16 protein-coding genes and 1 pseudogene are annotated in these 19831 nt (G+C 68.0%); 12 read left to right on the top strand and 5 right to left on the bottom strand.

From position 1 onward, the window contains the following. Positions 1-40 precede the first annotated feature (40 nt). Complete coding sequence (locus TNCT6_RS34770; RefSeq protein WP_141365505.1) at positions 41-574, bottom strand: hypothetical protein; 534 nt, start codon at positions 572-574, stop codon at positions 41-43. A gap of 214 nt (positions 575-788) precedes the next feature. Here TNCT6_RS34770 and TNCT6_RS34765 point away from each other — a divergent pair. The 3 genes and pseudogenes from TNCT6_RS34765 to TNCT6_RS41310 all read left to right on the top strand — a co-directional run. Next, a pseudogene (locus TNCT6_RS34765) lies at positions 789-1006 on the top strand (IS110 family transposase); the annotation flags it as partial. Between the two features lie 595 nt (positions 1007-1601). After that, positions 1602-2720 carry a PP2C family protein-serine/threonine phosphatase gene (locus TNCT6_RS34760; RefSeq protein WP_253266341.1) on the top strand — a complete coding sequence of 373 codons (1119 nt, stop codon included), beginning with the start codon at positions 1602-1604 and terminating at the stop codon, positions 2718-2720. 178 nt (positions 2721-2898) lie between these two features. Further along, complete coding sequence (locus tag TNCT6_RS41310; protein WP_253266340.1) at positions 2899-3609, top strand: hypothetical protein; 711 nt, start codon at positions 2899-2901, stop codon at positions 3607-3609. 381 nt (positions 3610-3990) lie between these two features. On the opposite strand, the gene TNCT6_RS34745 is transcribed toward TNCT6_RS41310, so the two are convergent. Next, on the bottom strand, positions 3991-4518 hold the full coding sequence (locus tag TNCT6_RS34745) for a hypothetical protein (protein WP_141365503.1): 528 nt from the start codon (positions 4516-4518) through the stop codon (positions 3991-3993). A 201-nt stretch (positions 4519-4719) separates the two neighbouring features. Here TNCT6_RS34745 and TNCT6_RS34740 point away from each other — a divergent pair, with 201 nt between their 5' ends. Next, positions 4720-5070 carry a hypothetical protein gene (locus tag TNCT6_RS34740; protein WP_141365501.1) on the top strand — a complete coding sequence of 117 codons (351 nt, stop codon included), beginning with the start codon at positions 4720-4722 and terminating at the stop codon, positions 5068-5070. On the opposite strand, the gene TNCT6_RS34735 is transcribed toward TNCT6_RS34740, so the two are convergent. Continuing rightward, the gene (locus TNCT6_RS34735; RefSeq protein WP_141365499.1) at positions 5051-5431 is read right to left on the bottom strand and encodes a hypothetical protein; all 381 of its coding nucleotides are present in this window, start codon (positions 5429-5431) and stop codon (positions 5051-5053) included. The two genes, TNCT6_RS34740 and TNCT6_RS34735, sit on opposite strands and share 20 nt — an antisense overlap. A 570-nt stretch (positions 5432-6001) precedes the next feature. Further along, on the bottom strand, positions 6002-6298 hold the full coding sequence (locus TNCT6_RS34730; RefSeq protein WP_141365497.1) for a GYD domain-containing protein: 297 nt from the start codon (positions 6296-6298) through the stop codon (positions 6002-6004). A gap of 644 nt (positions 6299-6942) precedes the next feature. Here TNCT6_RS34730 and TNCT6_RS34725 point away from each other — a divergent pair. The 3 genes from TNCT6_RS34725 to TNCT6_RS34715 all read left to right on the top strand — a co-directional run bounded on the left by TNCT6_RS34725 (position 6943) and on the right by TNCT6_RS34715 (position 11680). Continuing rightward, the gene (locus tag TNCT6_RS34725; protein ID WP_141365495.1) at positions 6943-7425 is read left to right on the top strand and encodes a nuclear transport factor 2 family protein; all 483 of its coding nucleotides are present in this window, start codon (positions 6943-6945) and stop codon (positions 7423-7425) included. A gap of 623 nt (positions 7426-8048) precedes the next feature. Continuing rightward, positions 8049-9407, top strand: coding sequence for a lectin (locus tag TNCT6_RS34720; RefSeq protein ID WP_141365493.1), 1359 nt, complete (start codon positions 8049-8051; stop codon positions 9405-9407). A 101-nt stretch (positions 9408-9508) separates the two neighbouring features. Next, a complete protein-coding gene (locus TNCT6_RS34715; RefSeq protein WP_141367101.1) occupies positions 9509-11680 on the top strand; it encodes an RICIN domain-containing protein in 2172 nt (723 codons plus the stop codon). A gap of 330 nt (positions 11681-12010) precedes the next feature. Here TNCT6_RS34715 and TNCT6_RS34710 read toward each other — a convergent pair whose 3' ends face one another. Further along, positions 12011-12523 (bottom strand): IPT/TIG domain-containing protein, encoded by a 513-nt coding sequence (locus tag TNCT6_RS34710; RefSeq protein WP_301184413.1) that lies wholly within the window; start codon positions 12521-12523, stop codon positions 12011-12013. An 832-nt stretch (positions 12524-13355) separates the two neighbouring features. On the opposite strand from TNCT6_RS34710, the gene TNCT6_RS34705 reads away from it, so the two are divergent. The 5 genes from TNCT6_RS34705 to betT all read left to right on the top strand — a co-directional run bounded on the left by TNCT6_RS34705 (position 13356) and on the right by betT (position 19706). Further along, complete coding sequence (locus TNCT6_RS34705) at positions 13356-14624, top strand: ABC transporter ATP-binding protein (protein WP_141365491.1); 1269 nt, start codon at positions 13356-13358, stop codon at positions 14622-14624. Further along, on the top strand, positions 14621-15466 hold the full coding sequence (locus TNCT6_RS34700; RefSeq protein WP_141365489.1) for a serine/threonine-protein kinase: 846 nt from the start codon (positions 14621-14623) through the stop codon (positions 15464-15466). Before TNCT6_RS34705 ends, TNCT6_RS34700 begins: the two co-directional genes overlap by 4 nt. A 414-nt stretch (positions 15467-15880) precedes the next feature. Continuing rightward, positions 15881-16897 (top strand): MASE1 domain-containing protein, encoded by a 1017-nt coding sequence (locus tag TNCT6_RS34695; protein ID WP_141365487.1) that lies wholly within the window; start codon positions 15881-15883, stop codon positions 16895-16897. Continuing rightward, positions 16894-17247 (top strand): hypothetical protein, encoded by a 354-nt coding sequence (locus TNCT6_RS34690; RefSeq protein WP_141365485.1) that lies wholly within the window; start codon positions 16894-16896, stop codon positions 17245-17247. The genes TNCT6_RS34695 and TNCT6_RS34690 overlap by 4 nt, the downstream gene beginning before the upstream one ends. A 182-nt stretch (positions 17248-17429) precedes the next feature. Beyond that, on the top strand, positions 17430-19706 hold the full coding sequence (betT, locus tag TNCT6_RS34685; RefSeq protein ID WP_141365483.1) for a choline BCCT transporter BetT: 2277 nt from the start codon (positions 17430-17432) through the stop codon (positions 19704-19706). Positions 19707-19831 lie beyond the last annotated feature (125 nt).

The following is a 19831-nucleotide window of genomic DNA, read 5'->3' as shown; positions in this document are numbered from 1 at the left end:
ACGTCTCCGATCCGCAGCGGTTGGCAGGCCGCGGCCCTTTTCACTGCAACTGGTCGAGCGTCTCCGTCAAGGAACTCTTGATCCGCAGCGCTTTTTTGATCTCATCTGCTGTCACGTACGGATACTCCCCATATTCAATGAAACTGGGGCAGTGGTGCTCACGCACGAACCTCACGAATGCCTCGGGATTTGTTCTCCAGTCATCGGGAAATCCCTCCAGGTTCTCAAAGGCCGTGCTCACGCCGGACTTCTTGAACAACGCAATGGCATCTTCGGTGTACTTGTCGAAGTCCGTGTCGAAAATTCCCTGGTACATGAAGCGTTTATCTTCGTCGAAGAGCACCCAGCGCAGGTAGTGCAACTTCAGCGGCGCGAGAAGATAGGGGTCTTGTTCCAGCGCCCTGGCCAGGGTGTAACCGTACTCGCGGATCGCCTCCGCGCGACCGGGCTTCACATTCGCGATGATATTGAAGCCATAACACGCGGGAGTTTTCGGGAAAACGGGGCCGTATTTTCCCTGTTCGAGATGGTCGGTCTCCTTGGGGATGACAACCGCCTGGGGCTTGATTTCCATGCCCGTTCCTCCGCCGCCTAGAAAGGAACCGCCATGTCCATCGTGCCACGCAGTGCCCACTCCGACCCGCCGAGGAGCGATGGTCATGACTTGTGGACCGGCCCCCGGGGCCGCAGGTGAGGGGCGCACCTTCCCGAGGGATCGACTGATGGTCATCGCGTAGGCCCGTGTTCGCAGCACGGGTCGGGAAGGCACACGGTTCGACACCGGCGACATGGGCGTCTTCCCCGCCTGGACGTCGTCAAGACGGCCCATCTCGGCCACTGACTGAACCCGGCCGGCAAGAAGGTCTTCGACAAGCCCCTGCCCAACAGCGAACCGACTCTGCGAGCCGTGCTCGACAAACTGACCGCGAAGTTCGGCACCGACAGACCGGCCGAGGCCCAACCTCGGGCCTTCGGCCTGCCCGTCGTATGCATCCCGGTCACCCTGATCGCGTCGCTGCTCGCCTTCCACGTCGCGGCGATCTTGCTGGGCGCGTACGTACCGGCGATCCCCAAGGCAGGCGTTATCGGCCCTGTCCAGGGCGAGGAAGGCCCTTTCCATATGACCCTGTTCGCCCTGATCGGCATCGTCTTGGCAGTGCCGGCCCGACGCAGCGGGCTGGTGCGCCGGCGCCCGGCCGTCACCGTGGTCACGGCACTGTAGGCCATCGCCGCACTCGTCATCGCAGGCGTGCAGTTCGCCGCCGCGCAGAAGGAGGGCTCGAGCGTCTCCTCAGCGACGTCTTCTCCGCTCCGGTCGCCGCCGCGGCCTCCCACAGCCTGTACGAGCCTCGGTGATACAGCCGACAGGCACGAGCCCTCCGAGGTCACTGAGCGTAGAAAACGTCATGATCACCGCGGCTCGCGCCTGCTCAACTCCGGAGTCCGTCCCCATCAACGGGACACACCTACTGCCGGACCCTGATATTCGTGTCGTCCGAAGGACTCCCCACGTCTGGGGATTGTCCCGGGCCGGAGCGGCGGTTGGGTTCGTGGTGCCGGCGTTGCGTCCGGCCGACCCGATACTCACATACGCTGCCTATGTGAACTATTTCGGTCGATTCTGGCGTCGTTCCCGCAGCCTCCAGGAGGACCTGGTGCTCCTTGCGCCCCTGGCGCTGACCGCCATCATCACCGTGCTGGCCTTTGCCACTCCGAGTAACCTCCACTTCAGCCGCTTTCTCTCACTCGCCCCCGCTTTCGCTGCCTCGGTGTGGCCAGTGATCAGAACGGTGGCCATCGGCGTGCTCGCCGCGGCCCTCAACGTAGTGATCGCCGTGACCATCGGCAATCCGAGTGAGGAGCACACATACCTGATCACCCTCGCAGTGATCGCCGGCGCCACCGCCGCGGCCGCCTACGCCAGCCATGTGCGCCAACAGCGGGAGCAGACCCTCGCCGACGTCCGCTCCGTCGCCGAGACGACCCAGAAAGTCCTGCTGCGCCCCATGCCGCACCGCATCGGCCGGTTGGACACCGAGGCCCTGTACCTGGCCGCCGCGGCCCAGGCCCGCGTCGGCGGCGACTTCTACGAAGCACTGGCGACAGCCCACGGCGTCCGCCTGATCATCGGAGACGTGCGCGGCAAGGGCCTCCCCGCGGTCGGCGCGGCATCAGCGATCGTCAGCTGCTTTCGGGAAGCCGCGTACGACGAGCCGGACCTGGCACGGCTGGCACGCCGACTGGACAGGCGCATGAGCCGCTACACCGCACTACTGCCCGACGACCAGATAGAGTATTTCGCCACGGCCCTGCTCGCCGAGATCCCCGACGACGGATCGACCGTCGAAATCGTCAACTGCGGACACCCCCCTCCGCTGCTGTTCCGCGCGGGAGCGGTCCGCGAGGTCACCCCCACAGCGCCCTCACCGCCCGTCAACATGGGTGCACTGCTCGGGGAGGACTACCGCATCGACACCGTCCCCTTCGCCACCGAGGACCAACTGCTGCTCTACACCGACGGTGTCACCGAGACCCGCGACCACACCGGCGCACTCTTCCCGCTGGTGCAGCACGCGACCCACTGGGACGCAGACTCCCCGTCCCGGTTGCTCGAGCAGTTGCACAGGGACCTGGTCCACTACAGCCGCGGCCGTCTCGACGACGACATCGCGGCCATCGCCGTCCGTGCGACGGCCACCACGGCCTCGGCCGGTGCATGAAACGGGCCGGGCGGTCGTCCACGCCTCCCGGCTGCCACTACTCCTCTCAAATGATCGAGTCCCTTACCGAACCCGGAGCGGTTCAGACGGGCCTGGCCGGCGTAGTTCAGAGCACTTTGAGGATGTCTTCGGGACTGTAAATCGTTCGGTGTAACTCCCGATCATGGAAGATGCATCGATGACCAGTGAGAACGTGGCCGAGCACGAGGCTGTCGAGGCGGCAGCGGCTGTGTCGGCGAAGGCCGTGGACGACCAGCTGATCGACGAGCTGGTAACTCGAGCCCAGGCCGAGGGCCTGCAGCTGTATGCGCAACAGTGCTCGGAGTTGTACACGGCTGGTGGCTTCGCCGCCGTACGGCGGACGGCGCAGGCAGGACTTGACCAGGTGGGGCCGACGGCAGTGCTGTACCGCTGGCTCGGCCTGGCGCACGCCGCGGAGGACGAGGACGATCACGATGCTGCGGCAGAGCGCGCCTACCAGCAGGGCCTGGCATCGGCTCCCGACGATCTGGGGCTGCTCGTCTGCTATCTGGAGCTTTGTCTGCGCGCGGATGCCTTCGACTATCCGGCCAGAGCCGGGCGGGTGGCCACGCTGCGGGCGCGTATCGATGAGCTGGCGCCTGCCAGGTCGCCGGAGCGCGAGCATGTCGATGACGCCTTGAGCTGGGCCGGCCGCGGATACTGGGACGACCTGGTCGCAGCCGCAGGCCGCGGTGAGCTGCGGCAGGCCGAGTCAGCCGAACTGAGCGACCGGGTGGCCAGTGCCCTCCGCACCGGCTCCACCGGCACAGATTCTTCCACGGCCGCGGGAGAAGACAGGTCGCGGCAGCAAGTCGGTCGGCGAGGCCGAAATCTGACGAAACACATGCCGACCTGGGGCGGAGCGTAAGCACACGGGCCTGAACCGTCCTGGTCTCCAGAACGGTGTGTACTCAGTCGGCCCACCGAGGTGAGCGGGGGCGAAGGCGCCCGCGGCGACGGTCATAGCGCGCGTCACGGTGCAGGTGGCTGGCTCGACAACGGCATCCCCTGATCAGAAACCTCTTGGTCAACTTCCTCCTAATCAAGGGACCCCGCCCTGCACCGCCAGAACCACCCATCTTGGACCGGCATTTGACTCGGTGGCCGCGGCGTTGAATTCGTGGCATTGCTTCAATCGCATGCTCGGCCAGCTTCACCACTGCCTCCAACACGGCCGCCGCTTCGACGAAGCTGTCGCACTCCCCGCACCGGCGCCCGCGGTCGCGCAAGGAGCCTGAACGCGGGAAACTCACAAGAGTCCGGCGGCCTGTCGATGCCTCGTTCGATCGACAGGACCAGACAGTTCCCCCGCCAGCATCGCCACCACACTCGCGTGTTCCACGAACACAGCCCGGCACTGTTCACGCTCAGGATGATCGCTGTCGCTGCCGAACCAGCGCACCATGACCTCGTCTTCGGCGTCGATCGGCTCGGAGAACCCAGCGACCGAGACCAGAAGATCCAGCAGTCCGGACCGCGCAGGAACCTGCGGGTCGCTTGCCAGGCGGAACAGGAACGGCAGCACCGCCGGCATGGCCGCGTTCATCTCGCTGATGCTCAGAATGGAGTTGGCGAGTACTCGCTTGGCCTCGGGCGCGGCGGCCTGATCAAGAAGACCGTGCAGCAGCACCGGCATCGCGGCGGGGCACTCCGGGAACTCGGACCAGCGGACATCCTCACACCCTTCGAGGACAGGATGGCCACGGCCGGCATCGACTACCCACGGGTACTGGTGGAGGAATCGAGCGATCGCCGCGTCCTTGGCGGCCACATCCATCCTGCACACCTGTCAGTCCCCCGTACTGCCGCCATAAGCCCCGACTCCGCGTCAACCACACTCTCGCGCGACCGGAAACCCGCGCGCAAGGCAAGCAAGCGAGCCGACCGACGGTGTTCGACTCCCCAGATGCCCACAGCCACTCAGCTTGACGAGTCAGGCGCCTGAGGTGGCCGGTGCACCCGAGCCGAGATCCGGGAGGTGTCCGACCAGACCCGGAAGATTTACGACGACATCCGGCACCGGCAGGTCCTCAGCCACCCCCACGCCGACGACGGCCACACCACCGGCGCCGTCGGCACCTACCTCGACAGCGGCAAGAGCGTGGCGTTCCGTCCCAAGGGGGACAGTGCCGCGCAGAAGAGAAGTGCGCCGAGCGGCATCAGGTCCAGACTGGCCGCCATCGCCGCCGTACCAAGCACCACGAGCACAGGGCGCCAGACCTCGATGCGGCGCTGCACGGCGAGCTGGATCACCAGCCACAGCAGGCCGACGAAGAAGAGATTCGGGCCCACCGTGTACACCGTGGGCATCACGCCCGGGTGGCTCTGAATGCTCTCGAAGAACCGGTCCATCCCGGCCCGGTCGTCGGCGCGGAATCCGACAACGAGGTCATGACGCCCTGGGCGGTGACGGCCACCACCCCCACCAGTCCCAGCAGCGTCGCCGCCTGGATGCTCAGCCGTGCTGCGCTGGTCGTCGGCTTCGACAGCCGCAGGAGTCCCAGGAAGATCGCGGCGAAGAGCAACGCCCCGGCGATCAGCGCGATGTGGCCGCTGGTCCAGGTGAGGCCCGGGCCGTGGTCCGGGTCGGACAGACGGATGACTCCGTAGGCGAGCATGCACAGCGGCGCGGCGATGAATGCGGTCCGCGTCAGTGCGGTCCGGCGAGTTCCCCAAGGTCGGTTCGTCATGTGTCGATTTTTTCGGTCCGCACCATACTGAGAGATCAGGGATCACCCCGCATACACCCTGACCCGTCCCTGACAGACCCTCATGGTCGTCTGCTTTCGGGTCCGAACTCGATGACAGAGGCTCCAGGTTCGCCGGCACAGGTGACCTGGAGAAGCTTGTCCCGGACGCGAGAAGGCGAGCAGGACGAGGGCAATGGCAACGCGGCCGGCTCGACGTTGCGGCCCACCCCCGAGTTCCTGCGGGAAAGGCATACGCGCGCCTGGTCGGTCGACGCATCCGCCATCGTGGCTGATTGTGTCGTCGATCCATGCTCAGACATCGCGCGCTGCGAAAGCTCCGCTCTCGCTCCCGCTGCGGACCGCCCTCCGAGGCCACTCGGCAGTGCCCGTATCAAGCTCCGACTCACACACCGCGGTTCATAGCCGTCCGCGGCAATCCGACGACCCTGACCGGCAAGTGGTAGCCCTGACTTGTACGCAGGTGGCCGACTCGGACCTCTCAGCAGGGTTGTGGCGATGCCCTGCTCAGCCGGCTCACCAGACACCTTCGCTTGCAGTGAGTGGAGTTCGTCAGCCAGTCGCCTTGGCGATGATGCGTTCCATCTCCCCTCGGCCGAAGGCCCGCAGAGTCGTGGAACGGATGTTGCCCACCCCGCCGAGATGCAGGAGTGCTGCAGTGGCCGTTTCGTCGTCGGGTGCCTCGACGACGGCCACGAGGTCGTAGGGACCGACGGTCCAGTAGATGTCCAGGAGCTTCGCCCCGATCTTCTGTACCGCCGTACCGAAGGCCTCGGCGCGCTTCGCGGTGTCCTTGTAGTCTCGGACACCTTGATCGGTCCAGTTCAGCAGCGTGATGTACGTCGGCATTTTCTCTCACCTTCACGAGGAAACACATCGCGAGGTCAATCCTGGACATCGGGGCTGATACCTGCACGGGATGCGCACCCGAACGAGCGATACGGGCACCCACAGGCGGTTGATCACGTTGGTTGGGTCCAGGAAAGGCACTCGCACAACAGCCACGCCGGCCTGCGGTGTGGCTCTGTTCACGAGTTGTGTGACGTCGCTTTCGACGCGAGATCAGGCGTCGCCGCTTGCACGATTACCCGATGTGCTCGACTTCGGGGTCACCTGCCTTCGTGAGCCGGCCAGGCCGCGGAACGAGACGATGCCTGGTCGACAGTGAAGGCCGGAATGTCGATCACGTCGGGCCACTGGTGCAGGCCGCTTCAGTCCCCAGTAGAAGCGTGAGTGGCTGACGCAGTGGCCATGGGCGCCTGGGCGCCACCGCGATGCGGACCAGCTCGAGATCGGTCAGTACGGGCTCTCTGCCCGTCCATCGCAGTCCTTCCAGTTCGTCGTCGATCTTCACGTAGAGTGCGGTGATGAGGGTCCCTAAGTCAGGTGTAACAAAAGGAACTTGGAGGCCCTCGGCTCCTCCTCACGTCCGAACTCCGGTCCATCACTCGGACGAGTTCGTCCACACGCTGACTGAACGGAGTCCCACCGTCATGCCGGACACCACCTCGGCCGACCTCAGTCCCCGCGACGTCCTGGCCCGCTACCACCGGGCGATGCTCGACAAGTCTGCAGACGATCTGGCTGATCTGTACGCTGCCGACGCCGTGCACGAGTTCCCGTTTCTCGGCTTTCCGGGCATGCCCGAGCGCTACCAGGGACGCGAAGAAGTCCGTGCAGGCTATCGAGCGGCCTGGGGCGCGAGCCCAGCGCAGCCGCAGAAGATCCACGACGTCCTCGTCCACGAGAGCATCGACCCGGAAGTGATCACCGTCGAGCAGGTCGTCGTTGGGACCGTGACCACGACCGGCCAGACGTTCAGCTTCCCCGGTCTCTTGGTGCTCCGGGTCCGGCACGGCCTGATCGTGCACGTCCGGGACTACATGGATGGCCTCCGCGTCGCCCACACCATGGGCCGACTGGCTGCCGTAGTCGCCGGCCTCGGTGCCGGCCAGACAGAGGCGCAGAAGCCCTGACCTGCCCTGATCGTGCGCAGATGACGCACAACCCACTTCAGTCCGCCTTCGGACTCAATCGTCCATGGGGGCACAGCGTCGGAGAAGCCGCCGCGCTCGCCCTTGCTAGTGCGCCTCTCGACAGGTCACTCGTTGGTGTTGGTGGTGCGAGCCCGCTCCACGGTGACCTCCTGTAAAGCCTCAGCCGCCGTCCGAGCTCCGCAGAGACCGAGGTCCGTGGGACGAGCTGGTGCCGCGAACAGCTACTGAGGTGGCGGACCGGCCTCAGGCTGAGTCCTGGGATTAGGTCGCTGCGCGGCCGGCTTGACGAGTTACGGGCTGAGGTGTCTATGCGGTCACAGCACCAGCCAGGCGCGTCCGCCGTCGGCGGGGGTGGGACGTGCCGCACGGACGCCTCGCGCGACCGTCTCCCGGACCCCGCACGTCCGTAGAGCGCCCGGTGTTCAACTCATCGCGGATCGAGGCGATTGCGTCTCAGGTGTTGCTTCACCTCTTGACGGTGATGGTCCGGACCTTTAGCTTCACGGCTTAAACAAAGTCCATGGAATGCACTCAACACCCGTACATCACAGCGGTGTTATGACCGTGTTCCGCCACCCCCGCGTGAAAGGCCAATTCCCCCCATGGCCAGACCCCTGCTCGCGGTCGCATCCCTCGCAGCACTCGCCCTCTCCGCCGGTCTCCTCGTGGCCGGCCCCGCCCAGGCCGCCACCGGCACCATCACCGGACTGGCGGGGAAGTGTCTCGACGTCGCCGGTGCCGGCTCGGCCGACGGCACGGCCGTGCAGCTCTACGACTGCAACGGCACCGCCGCCCAGCAGTGGACGGTCGGCTCCGACGGCACCATCCGCGCCCTCGGCAAGTGCCTCGACGTCACCGGCGGTTCGACCGCCGACGGTGCCAAGGTCCAGCTGTGGTCCTGCACCGGCGCCGCCAACCAGAAGTGGACCGTCACCGCCGCGCGCGACATCGTCAACCAGCAGGCCAACAAGTGCCTGGACGTCACCGACAGGTCGTCGGCCAACGGCGCCCGCGCCCAGATCTGGTCGTGCACCGGCGCGAGCAATCAGAAGTGGACCGCGCCCGCCGCGGACAGCGGCCCCCCTCCGGCCACGTCCATGGCCGTGGCGCCGTACCTCTACAACGGCTGGGGCAGCCCGCCGAGCCCGACCACGATCACCAACGCCACCGGCGTGAAGTGGTTCACGCTCGCCTTCGTTCTCAGCAACGGCTACTGCAACCCGCAGTGGGACGGCAGCCGTCCGCTCACCGGCGGCGTCGACCAGCAGACCGTCAACACCGTACGCGCGAACGGCGGGGACATCATCCCCTCCTTCGGCGGCTACAGCGGCAACAAGCTCGAGAGTTCCTGCTCCAGCGCGGGCGAACTCGCCGCCGCGTACCAGAAGGTGATCAACGCCTACGGGCTGAAGGCCATCGACATCGACCTCGAGGCCGACGCCTACAGCAACCCGACCGTCCAGCAGCGCACGGTCGACGCGTTGAAGACCGTGAAGGCCAACAACCCCGGCCTGAAGGTGTACATCACCATCGGCACCGGGCAGAGCGGCCCCGACACCAGTCTGATCAACCGGGCCGCCTCCTCCGGCCTGGCTGTCGACGCCTGGGCCATCATGCCGTTCGACTTCGGCGGCGCCGGCCGGAACATGGGCAACCTGACCGTGCAGGCCGCCGAGGGCCTCAAGAACGCGCTGAAGAACGCGTACCGCTACAGCGACGACCAGGCCTACCGCACCATGGGCATCTCGTCGATGAACGGCATCACCGACCAGAACGAGACGGTGACGGTCGCGGACTTCCGTACCATCCTCGGCTACGCCCAGCAGCACCACCTGGCCCGTCTGACCTTCTGGTCAGCCAACCGCGACCGCCCGTGCACCGGCGGCCCGGCCGACAGCTGCTCCGGCGTCGGCCAGTCCGCCTGGGACTACACGCGCGTCTTCGCCGCCTACACCGGCTGATCGCATCTCCCATCCGCATCGGCCGACCCGTTCGGCAAGGAGGACCCGTGTTCCGACTCCCACGCCCCGCCACCAGATACCTGGCCGCAAGCCTGGTCACCATGGCGGCGGCGTCCTTCCTCACGGCCGCTCCCGCGGACGCCGCGATCCCCGCGGACCCCGGCGCGTCCGCCCCGCGCGCGGCCGCCGCCGCCCTGCCCACCGACTGGGCCACCGTCGTCAACGCGGCCAGCGGCAAGTGCCTCGACGCCCGCGCCGCCGGCACCGCCAACGGCACGGCGGTTCAGCAGTACACCTGCAACAACTCCACCGCGCAGCAGTGGAGTTTCACCGCGACCAGCGGCGGCTACGTACGCATCAACAACCGCAACGATGCCGGCCAGGTCGTGGACGTGACGAACGTGTCCACGGCCGACAACGCCCCGGTCCAGCTGTGGGCCTACGGCGGCGGCACCAACCAGCAGTGGCTGCCCGTCGACGAGGGTGGCGGCGCCTACCACTTCGTCAACCGCAACAGCGGCAAGTGCCTGGACGACCCGGCCGCCTCGACCGCCGACAGCGTGCAGCTCGTGCAGTACACCTGCAACGGCACCGCCGCCCAACGCTTCCAGGTGGCCCCCGTGACCCCGCCCGCAGGATCGGTGGACCTCGGCCCGAACGTGGTCGTCTTCGACCCGTCCATGTCGTCGTCGACGATCCAGAGCAGACTGAACTCGATCTTCAAGCAGCAGGAGACCAACCAGTTCGGCTCCCAGCGCTACGCCGTCATGTTCAAGCCGGGCACCTACAGCGCCGACGTCAACGTCGGCTTCTACACCCAGGTCCTCGGCCTCGGCCTGACCCCCGACGCGGTGACCGTCAACGGCGCGGTGCACGCGGAGGCCGACTGGTTCCAGGGCAACGCCACGCAGAACTTCTGGCGCGGCACGGAGAACCTTTCAGTCAACCCGACCGGCGGCAACGACCGCTGGGCGGTCTCGCAGGCGGCCTCGTACCGCCGGATGCACCTGCGCGGGAACCTCGCGCTGGACGACGGCGGCTGGTCCAGCGGCGGCTACCTCGCCGACAGCAAGATCGACGGCCGTGTCAACTCGGGCAGCCAGCAGCAGTGGCTGACCCGTAACGCGCAGCTCGGTAGCTGGACCGGGTCCAACTGGAACATGGTCTTCGTCGGCAGCCAGGGCGTGCCCGCCACCAGCTTCCCGAACCCGCCGTACACGACGGTCGCACAGAGCCCGGTGACCCGCGAGAAGCCCTTCCTGTACGTGGACGGGGCCGGCGCCTACCAGGTGTTCGTCCCGGCGGTGCGCACCAACTCCACCGCGACCAGCTGGGCGAGCGGCAGCGCCGCCGGCACCTCCCTGTCCCTGAACACCTTCTACGTCGTGAAGCCGGGCGCGACCGCCGCGCAGATCAACGCCGCCCTGGCCGCGGGCCAGAACCTCCTGGTCACACCCGGTGTCTACCACCTCGACCAGACCTTGCGGGTGACCCGGCCCGACACCGTCGTCCTGGGCCTCGGCCTCGCCACGCTCATACCGGACAACGGGGTCACGGCGATGACGGTCGCGGACGTCGACGGTGTGAAGATCGCGGGCGTCCTCTTCGACGCGGGCACCACCAACTCGCCCACGCTGCTGGAGGTCGGCCCGCGCGGCTCCACGGCCTCCCACGCGGCGAACCCGGCCTCCCTGCACGACGTGTACTTCCGCGTCGGCGGCGCGGGCGTCGGCAAGGCGACCACCAGCCTCGTCGTCAACAGCGCCAACGTCATCGGCGACCACATGTGGATCTGGCGCGCCGACCACGGCAGCGGCGTCGGCTGGACCAGCAACACCGGCGACACCGGACTCGTGGTGAACGGCGACAACGTCACGATGTACGGCCTGTTCGTCGAGCACTACCAGAAGTACCAGACCGTCTGGAACGGCAACGGCGGCCGGACGTACTTCTACCAGAACGAGATGCCCTACGACCCGCCCAACCAGGCGGCCTGGATGAACGGCTCCACCCAGGGCTACGCCGCCTACAAGGTGGCCGACTCCGTCACCAGCCACCAGGCGTACGGCCTCGGCAGCTACTGCTACTTCAACGTCAACCCGGGCGTGACCGCCGCGCGCGCCATCGAGGCACCGAACAACCCGAACGTGCGCTTCACCAGCATGGTCACGGTCTCCCTCGGTGGCACGGGCACCATCAGCCGCGTGATCAACAACACCGGAGGCCCGTCCAATTCCGCCAACAACGTCGCGAACCTCACCAGCTACCCGTAACCGTCCCAGGTCATGACGGGCGAAGGTCCCGCAGCCCGGGCTGCGGGACCTTCGGCACGGTGGAGGCAGCTCAGGCGCGGGTCAGACCGGAGGCGTCTGCCGAGGCGAGTTGGTCAATGATGTCCGGGCAGCGGCTGCGCAGGGCTGGGGGCTTTGTCTGCAGAGCCTGTCGCCCGGCAGCCGCTCGGCCGTGCCGCACAGTTCCGTGGCCTGCTCGCCGCAGGGCCAACGGACCTGCGGCGATCCCTCGCCCGGGCACGGTTCGACCAGTCGGCGGCAAGGGCCCGGGGCTGCTCGAAGTGCCACCCCGGGAACGGGGGCGTGCGGACGCTACCGTCCGGTGTAGGTGAACTCGTCGGCCGGGCTGGTGGGAGAGGTGGCTTTGCCGACCGTCACGGTGATGTCAACCGTTTGGTGGTCGTCGAGCTGACCGGGAGCGGTTGCGGTGATCTGGCCGGTGGAGACGAACTTGACCGAATCGGATGCCCTGTCCTTGAAGTGCACGGTGGCGCCATCGGCGAAGCCCGAGCCGCTGATGGTGACCGGGGTGCCGACCTTTCCGCTGGTCGGGCTGACCGCACTGACCACCACAGGTGCGGGTCCGCCATAGGCGAACTGCCCCATCGCGACGGCCGGGGAGGTGCCGAGGGTGTTGGTGACGCGGACGTGGACGACGCCGGTTCCGTTGGGGACCTGAGCGGTGATCCTGATGCCGGAGGGGTCAATGTCGCGCTTGGTGCAGGCGAAGTGGCCGAAGTCGACCATGCTGTCCGAACTGAAACCGGTGCCGTTGATGGTCACCGTGGCGCCTGGTGCGCCGAAGGTGGGGGTCACGTCGGTCACCACCGGCGCGGAAGGGGCGGCGGGCGCCTCCACCAGGTCCAGGTAGGTGGAGTTGGCGTGCTGAAAGGCGACCTGGCCGAGGAATGCGTGTCCACCACCCAGGGGGAGGCCCCTTCCGGTGGTGGCTGATCACGACCTTGGATTCCTCACGGGTTTCCTTGTCGGGACACCCGTCGGCGCGGCCGTATTGGCCTGGTTCTACAACAGGGCGAACGTTGCCTGATGCGGCACTAGCAGGCGCCGCCGGCCTTCAAGGTGAGCCCACCGATCTGCTTGAAGCACAGGGCCGCCTGGCGATCGACACAGCGGTCCCCGATGTCGCAGGCCCAGGCCAAGTCCGAAAGGTCGGTGATTCGGGCCGCTCTCGCCACCAACGATCAGCCAGTCGATCCCCACCAGCCTCAGGGACTGCACCAAGACTCCGAGCACTTCGCCGCCGTCCTGGCAGAGGGCGGCGGGGCGACGCTCGGTGTCGCACCCACCGGGGGCCGGCAGTCCGTTGGCTGAGAACGGCATTTTTCGTTCGCGCGCCATCCGAATCCGGCCCTGAGACGTAACCAGTGTGGAGGGAGTTCCTCAGCGAGATTCAGGAGGAGCAATGGCCATCTTCAGCAAACTCATACCTGCAAGGAATGACGACCACCGCTCGTCAAGGCACCACGGCGGACACGGTTCGCATCACCGCAATGGACACGGTTCGCACCACCGCCGCGGACGCCGTTCGGGTCACCGCAGCGGACACCGCCATAGCCGCCACTGACCGAATGAGTGCTGGGCGGGCCGGAGACTGGATGCCCCGGTCCGCTTCGCAGACCCCCGAGGTGCGCATCCCATGGTGCATGTCCTGCGGCGTCTGCCGTCGGTGGAGGCCTCCGACGCCGCCGTCGTGGCGGCCGCGCCCGCGATGGCACCGCGTGAGGTGTTCCGGCGGTTCTGGCCCTGCACCCGCGGCGGTCGGCGATGGCTCGTCCCCGTTCTCCTCTTCAGCCTGGTCGGCCCGGCCGTGAACGCCTCGGAGATCGTCTGCTCCGGGGTGCTGCGGTTCGCCGACGACGTGACGTCCACCTGGGTCGGCGAGCGCTTCCTGCTCTCCCGCCGGGCCGATGTATTCCGGCACGACCAGGGGCTGTCGCTCGGCTTCTTCGAACGCCGGCGGCTCGGGGACGTGCTGTCCCGCATCACGGGCGACGTCGACGCGGTCGAGACGTTCTTGCTCTCCGGGGTCGCCGACGCCCGCGGCCTGTCCAGTCTCGGCAACGCCTTCTACGCGGCCTCCGCCTCGACCGAGCGGATCATCGAATTGCAGGACCAGCGGCCACAGATCGTCGAGGCTCCGGGCGCCCGGCGGAACGGCCGCGCGCGGGGGGACGTGGAGTTCGACGGCGTCTGGTTCCGCTGTCCCGGTGCCGCCTCGTGGGCGCTGTCGGACGTGCCCTTCCACGTGGCCTCGGGCGAAACACTGGCGTTGGTCGGGGCAAGCGGAGCCGGCAAGTCGACAGTCGCCAAGCTCCAGTTGCGCTTCTACGACCCCGATCGGGGCGCGGTTCTCCTCGACGGCACCGACCTGCGGGGCCTGAGCCTGTCCGCGGTAAGGGAGAACGTCGCGGTGGTGCTCCAGGAGATCCTTGTCTTCCACGGCACCGTGCGGGAGAACATCGCCTACGGCCTGCCGGACGCAACGGACGCCGACGTCGTCTCGGCGGCGCGCGCGGCGGACGCGCACGGGTTCATCGAGCGGCTCTCGGAGGGCTGTGACACGCTGGTCGGTCAGCGCGGCCGGACGCTGTCCGGCGGACAGTGTCAGCGCCTGGCGATCGCCCGGGCAACGATCAGCGACACCCCCGTACGGCTGCTGGACGAGCCGACCACCGGACTCGACGTCCGGTCGGGCCGACGGATCATGGACCCGCTGCGCCGGCCCATGGCCGGGCGGACCACCGTCGTCATCTCCCACAACCTGCTGACCGTCCGGGTGGCCACCCGCAACGTGGTGCTCGACCACGGCCGGATCGTCGAGCACGGCGCCCACGACGACCTGCTGGACCGCAACGGAATGTACGCCCGGCTGCACCGGCTCAGCGCGGGCGCGGTGCTGTCATGAGCGCCCCCGTCCCCTGGCCCTCGGGGACGAAACCGGCGCCGGGCTACGTGATCCTGGAGCATCTGGCGCGCACCGGCTGGCTCGACGTCTACGACGCCTGGAGCGAGGAACGCGACTGCCGGTGCGTGATCAAGGTGGTGCGGCCGGACCACCGCGGCGAGCGGCGGCTGGGCGAGCGGCTGCTGCGTGAGGGGCGGTGGCTGCGGGACTTCTCCCATCCGCACCTGGTCCGTGGCTACGAAACGCTCAAGTCGCCCGAGCCGCTCGTGGTCCTGGAGACGCTGACCGGTGAGACCCTGTCCCACCTCGTGCACCGGATGCGGCGGCGGCCGGCCGCCACCGATGTGGCGCTGCTCGGGGTGCAGATGTGTTCGGCGGTCCACTACCTCCACGGTCGGGGCCTGCTCCATCTGGATCTCAAGCCCGCCAACGTCGTGGTCGACCGCGGCCACGCCAAGGTACTGGACCTGAGTCTCGCCCGGCCTCCGGGGCCCGCGCCCGCGGGGCTGGGCACCTGCTGCTATCTCGCTCCGGAGCAGGCCCGGGGCGGGCCGCTCACGGCCGCCACCGACGTGTGGGGCATCGGCATCACGCTGTTCGAAACAGCCTCCGGAGAGGAACCTGTCGCCTGCGGGGCCAGCCAAGCTGCGACAGACAGCCACGACCATGACACCGGTGACCAGTATTGGCAGCTCGAAGAGGCCGCCCCACCGATCGGGACCCGGCGACGTCTGCCGCTCGCCCTCGCCGCCGCCATCGACACCTGCCTGCGGGCCGATCCATCATCCCGGCCCACGGTCGCCGCACTGGCCTGCGCCCTCAAGACAGCGCTGCCCCCGTGACACCACCCAGCCGCAGCCCCAACCTCCCGAGCCCGCACAGGACGGTCTACGGGCGAGCCATGGCAAGAGCGACACCGCCGCCAGACGCCCGCAGGCGCCTGAAAGCAAGTTCGAGCCGACGCCCCTGCACGACTTCGTGCAGGCCCTGGCCGACCAACCACCCCAGCGACGCGCACGATGACAGAGCCATCCTCGCCGTGCGCACCCCGCGCTGAAGCCGCACAGACCCACAGCGATGCGGCTGAGGCGGCACCGCCGGGTCACGACATCGCCCCCTGAGCGGTCACCCGAAGCGATCTCGGCAGAGCTCATTACGCAAGGTCGCAAGATCACGCAGAGGAGCGGCTGTGTGGTGGATACGGCAGGGGCAGCGGACGATGGACGAGGGAGCAGAGCCGAGGAGAAGGCTTCCCGATGACTGTTGCGAGCCGCGACAGGCTCCGGCGCGTTGGCCTGACGGCCCTGCGGATCGTCGCCGTTGCCGCGCTGTACTACGCCTTCGGCAGGCTGGGACTGCTCCAACAACTCGTGCGCGGCCAGGTCACGCCGCTGTGGCCTCCGACCGGGATCGCGCTGGCCGGCCTGCTCCTGTTCGGACTGCGGGTCTGGCCCGGGATCGCGCTCGGCGCCTTCCTGATCAACATCCCACTGGGACCGACGACCCCCGCCGTGCTCGCCATCGCGGCAGGCAACACACTCGCGCCCCTCTGCTCCTACGCACTCCTTCGCCGCAGCGGGTTCCGCACCCAGATGAACCGTCTCCAGGACGCGCTCGCGCTGGTCTTCCTCGGTGCGCTCACCGGCATGCTCATCAGCGCGACCGTGGGCAGCGGCAGCCTGAGCCTCGCCCACGCGCTGCCCCCCGGCGGATTCTGGCTCACGTGGTGGGTCTGGTGGACCGGCGACGCCATGGGCGTCCTGCTGGTTACGCCGCTGCTGCTCGTCCTCCGCTCGGCGCACTGGCCGAAGGACATCCCCCGATCCGGATGGGCGGAGGGATCGCTGCTTGTCGCGGCCACCATCGCCGTCGGCCTCCTGCAGACCTCCCCCGCACCGCTGCTCTTCCTCGGCTTCCCGCTGCTGACCTGGGCAGCCTTCCGCTTCCAGCGCGCCGGAGCCACACCCTGCGCGCTGGCCGTATCCACGTTCGCCATCCTCGCCGCCACCCGCAGGACAGGCCCGTTCGCCGGGCACACGCTGCTCACCGACATGATCTCACTGCAGGCATACAACGGCGCCGCCACGCTGACCGCGCTGCTGCTCGCCGCGGCCATCACCGAGCGGAACCAGACCCAGGCGAAGATCGAAGAGGCCTGCAGACGGCTCGCCGAGATGGTGGCCAGAGCCGCACCGGACACCGGCGGCCTGTCAGCGCTTCCCGACGCCCAGGACGACGGGGAGGAGAACGGCGGGCAGACGCGGCCGTCGTGATCAATCAACAACTGCGACGCGGTGCGCGCGGCAGCGGCACCGCCGCGATCCTCGCAACCCGAAACACCACCCTGTGCCGCGCCCACGCTGCCCGCCCAGCCCGGGCAGCTCTGGCCGGCGTGCCCGGCTTCGCCTCCGTCGACGGGCTGGCATCCGTCGTCGCCGCCGCAGCACTCCATCGCATGGCGATCTACGGCCGACGGGCACACACCTCGCCGCGCCCACTTGGCCTGCGCATAGGGCCCGCACAGACGACCACACCCGGCTTCACGGTGAGAAAGGGCACATCCCGCCCGCCCGAATACGAAGCCCTGAGCACCACGAAAGCCCAGGCCACAACCAACATCTGAGGTCTCTACCAAACCCGAAGCGGTTCACGGAGATGGTTTGTTAGGCGTTCTAACATTGCTAGGTAGGCCCCACGACTGGGTGCCCACTGCGCACGGCCTCCCCCATCCCTTCGGATCGAGGCCGCGGACGTCCGCCCACTCTGACGCCCGCCCAAACTCGTCCCCGACAGGAGGAGGACTGCATGCTCGAAGCCGCAAACACGCCCCGCCCCGGGGGCGAGCCGCCGAAGGCCCCGATCGAACGCCGCCACCTCGGCGGCACCGAACGGCGGCGCCACGGCCAGGAGGCCGAGAACCGGCCTCCCGTCTCCCGGCAGGAACTCAGCAAGGCCCCCGCGGAACTCATCGAGGAGCCCGGCCCCAGGGTCAACCGGCGCGTCTTCGTCATCGCCTCGGCCGTCATCGTCGCCTTCTCCCTCTGGGCCATGCTCGTGCCCGCGCACGCCGCCGGCACCATGCAGACCATGGTGGCCTGGATCGCGGAGAACCTCGGCTGGTTCTACGTCCTGACCGTGACCGTGGTGATCGCGTTCGTCCTCTGGGTCGCGCTGTCCAAGGAGGGCTCCGTCCGGCTCGGCCCCGACCACTCCCGGCCGCAGTACAAGCTCTTCACCTGGGTTGCCATGCTGTTCGCCGCCGGCGTGGGCATCGACATGCTCTTCTACTCCGTCACCGGGCCCATCACCCAGTACATGGCTCCGCCGTCGGGCGAGGGCCAGACGGGCGCGGCCGCCCAGGACGCCGTGGTCTGGACCATGTTCCACTACGGCGTGGCCGGCTGGTCCATGTACTCGCTGCTCGGCATGGCCATGGGCTACTTCGCCTACCGCTGGGGCATGCCTCTGTCCATCCGGGCCGCCCTGTACCCCCTGCTCGGCAAGCGTGTCCGCGGCGGGATCGGCGACACCATCGACATCGTCACCCTGGTCGGCACCGTCTTCGGTGTCGCCACCTCCATGGGCATCGGCGTCGTGCTGCTGGACGTCGGCTTCGCCTGGCTGTTCGGCCTCCAGGAGGGCCTGTCCCTGCAGATCGCGCTGGTGGTCGTGGCCGTGATCATGACCATCGCCGCCTGCACCTCGGGCGTGAACAAGGGGATCCGGCTGATCTCCGAGCTGAACATCTGGAGTGCGGCGGCCATGCTGCTCTACATCCTGGTGACCGGAAAGTCGGCGTTCCTGCTCAACGCGCTGGTGGAAAACATCGGCCGATTCGTCTTCTCGCTGCCGGACCGCACCCTGCAGACCTTCGCCTACCAGGAGGGGGGCTCCAAGTGGATGGCCGGCTGGACCCTGTTCTTCTGGGCGTTCTGGCTGGCCTGGGGCCCGTTCGTGGGCCTTTTCCTCGCCCGCATCTCCCGCGGCCGGACGCTGCGCGAGTTCGTCATCGCCGCCATCACCGCCCCAGTGCTCTGCGACTTCCTGATCGTGAGCATCTTCGGCAACAGCGCCATGTACCAGGTCCTGCACGGGAACACGAAGTTCGCCCAGTTGGCCATGCACAGTCCGGAGGAGGGCTGGTACGCGCTGCTGAAGATGTTCCCCGGCGCCGGCTTCCTGATCGGCCTCGGCACACTGTCCGGACTGCTGTTCTACCTCACCAGCGCCAACTCCGGCGCCATGGTGATGTCCAACTTCTCCTCCTCGATCCCCGACCCGTCGCAGGACGGGGCGAAGTGGCTGCGCATCTTCTGGGCGGTGCTCACCGCGGTGCTGACCATCGCGATGCTGGTGGCCGGCGGGGTCACCACCATGGAGTACGCGACGCTCATTTTCGCCCTGCCGGTGACGGTCATCGCCTGGCTGGTGATGGCCTCCTTCTCCAAGGTCCTGCGCATGGAACGGGCCGAGCGCGAGGGCCAGGTCCTGCGCCGGCAGTCGACGACGGCGCGCGGCGGCCACGTGCCCGAGCGCACCTGGCGCCAGCGGCTGGAGCGGATGCGCTCCTACCCCTCGAAGAAGCAGGTGGCCCAGTTCATGGAGCGCGCCGTGCAGCCGGCGCTGGCCGACGTGGTCCGCGAATTCGCGAAGCAGGGCTACCAGGCCACGCTGGACCTGGTCCCGAACGAGGACACCGGCGTCTCCAGCCACGCGCTGGTGGTCACGATCCCCGAGCACCGCAACTTCCACTACCAGGTGCAGGCCGTCGAGGCTCCGGTGCCGATGTTCGGCGGACGCATGTCCCGCCAGACGGACGTCTACTACCGGGTCGAGGTGTTCACCCAGACCGGCTCCGAGGGCTACGACCTCATGGGCCTGTCCCATCAGCAGGTGATCGACGACGTCCTGGACCGCTACGAGGCGCACCTGGGCTTCCTCAGCTACTCCGCCGAGCACGACTACGCCTCGGTACTCACGCCGCCGATCGTGACCGCCACGGGCGCCGTCTCAGTGGTGGAACCCGCGGAGCCGCAGGACGACGCCGGTGCGGACACGGCGAGCAGCGAGCCGAAGGCGTAGGCGCCGTTCCACCGGACGCCGGTGCCCGCGCCACCCGCTTCGCAGCCCCACCGCTTCACCACGCCACCGATTCAGGCGACCTGATCAGCCGTATCAAGCTGGACCTCGGCGTCCGTTGGCAGCAC

The sequence above is a fragment of the Streptomyces sp. 6-11-2 genome, from assembly GCF_006540305.1.
Classification (GTDB): Bacteria; Actinomycetota; Actinomycetes; order Streptomycetales; family Streptomycetaceae; genus Streptomyces.
Note: the sequence above shows the minus strand (reverse complement) of the source record. Positions and strands in the feature narration are given on the sequence as shown.